The following is a 1,309-nucleotide window of genomic DNA, read 5'->3' as shown; positions in this document are numbered from 1 at the left end:
TCGTCCTGCAATCTGTGGACGAGAAAGATTTTCAGTTGGGGGCGACAGAGCTCAAGGGCGGGTTGTACGTTCATCAACTCATCTCTCTGGAGGCTTTTGTAAGCCAAGGGGTCGTGGACGACACAGACAACAACTTGAATCAAGCGGTCGGGTTGGGCTACGGTGTCGGTGCCCGTTTTGAGTCTCCCTCGCGAAGAGGTACAAAGGCGTTTATCTTATTGGGTTTTCGTCGCACGAGCTTGAGTTGAAGAGAGAAGACACAAGTCAAAGCTTGAGCACCGAGCGCTTTGAAGGCTTTGCCTATGGTGTAGGGCTGCAAGAGCAGCTTTTTGATGCGGACTCTCAATGGTATGTCAGTGCGCGTTGGCAGCGCCACTATTCTTCCGGCCAAATTAAAATCGATACAGTGGGAGCGGCGCTTCGTTATGCTTTCTAGTCTCAAACTGAACTCTTCACTTTCGTTTCTTCTTTTGTTGATGAGCGTCTTTGTGCTTTCTGCGTGTAGAAATGAAGAAGGTGAGCGAGCCTTTGTGGCGGCAGTCGAAGTGGTGGAAAACGATGTGCAGAGCATACAAATTATGCCGGGTAAACAGGGCGCCATCTTGGAAGCGGACGCCACATCGCAGTTTTCTGTTATCGCAACTCTTGGTGATGGCAGTACGGAAGATGTCAGTGATCGAGTTGTGTGGGTCAGTAGCGACTCTGGTGTGTTTACTGTAGATGAGACAGGCTTAGTTTCAGCTGGCAGTGTCTCGGGGAATGCAGAGGTGCTTGTATCTTGGAGCTACCTAAATGCGCGCTTACCTGTTGATGTCTCGACTGCGCAGCTAACCGGTCTTAGTTTCTCCAATCTTCCGGCGTCGCTTTCGGAATGTCTGGCAGGCACGTCGTTGCGCGTTGATGGCACTTATGATGACGGCCGTACAAGTAATGTCAGTGAGCTTGTGACTGTATGGAGTAGCTCAGATATTGCTATCGCGAAGATCAACGGTAGCGGTGTTCTCGATACGCTAGATGCCGGCAATGTGACGCTTGAGGCGACTTACCGAGGGCAAGTCGCATCTCAGGCTTTAGTTGTTTCCGATAGTCTCACGGCAATTACGTTAGCGCCTGATGCGGATTTCAGTCTCGACATAGCGGCCTCGAAAAGTCTCACGGTGAACGTGACAGATTCGAGTGAGACGCGGAATGTATCCACAATTGCCAACTATACGGATAACCCAACCGGCGTGTTGACGATTGATTCTTCAGGGGTCGTTACAGCTGGATCGGCGGTGGGTAGCACTGTGATTACGGCAAGTTGTGGCGG

Annotated in this window: 3 protein-coding genes; all 3 read left to right on the top strand. The window is 51.1% G+C overall.

What is annotated here, in order from left to right; genetic code table 11:
* The coding region (locus A3750_RS26205; RefSeq protein ID WP_197475074.1) for a hypothetical protein at nt 1–248 on the top strand (248 nt) is incomplete at its 5' end.
* Nucleotides 245–436 carry a hypothetical protein gene (locus tag A3750_RS26200; protein WP_068548426.1) on the top strand — a complete coding sequence of 64 codons (192 nt, stop codon included), beginning with the start codon at nt 245–247 and terminating at the stop codon, nt 434–436. The genes A3750_RS26205 and A3750_RS26200, both read left to right, overlap by 4 nt.
* A partial coding sequence (locus A3750_RS15620; protein ID WP_197475073.1) for an Ig-like domain-containing protein occupies nt 426–1,309 on the top strand: 884 nt, incomplete at its 3' end. The genes A3750_RS26200 and A3750_RS15620, both read left to right, overlap by 11 nt.

This window comes from Oleiphilus sp. HI0079 (assembly GCF_001635105.1).
The sequence above is the reverse complement of the archived record's forward strand: the minus strand, read 5'-3'. Positions and strand labels throughout refer to the sequence as shown.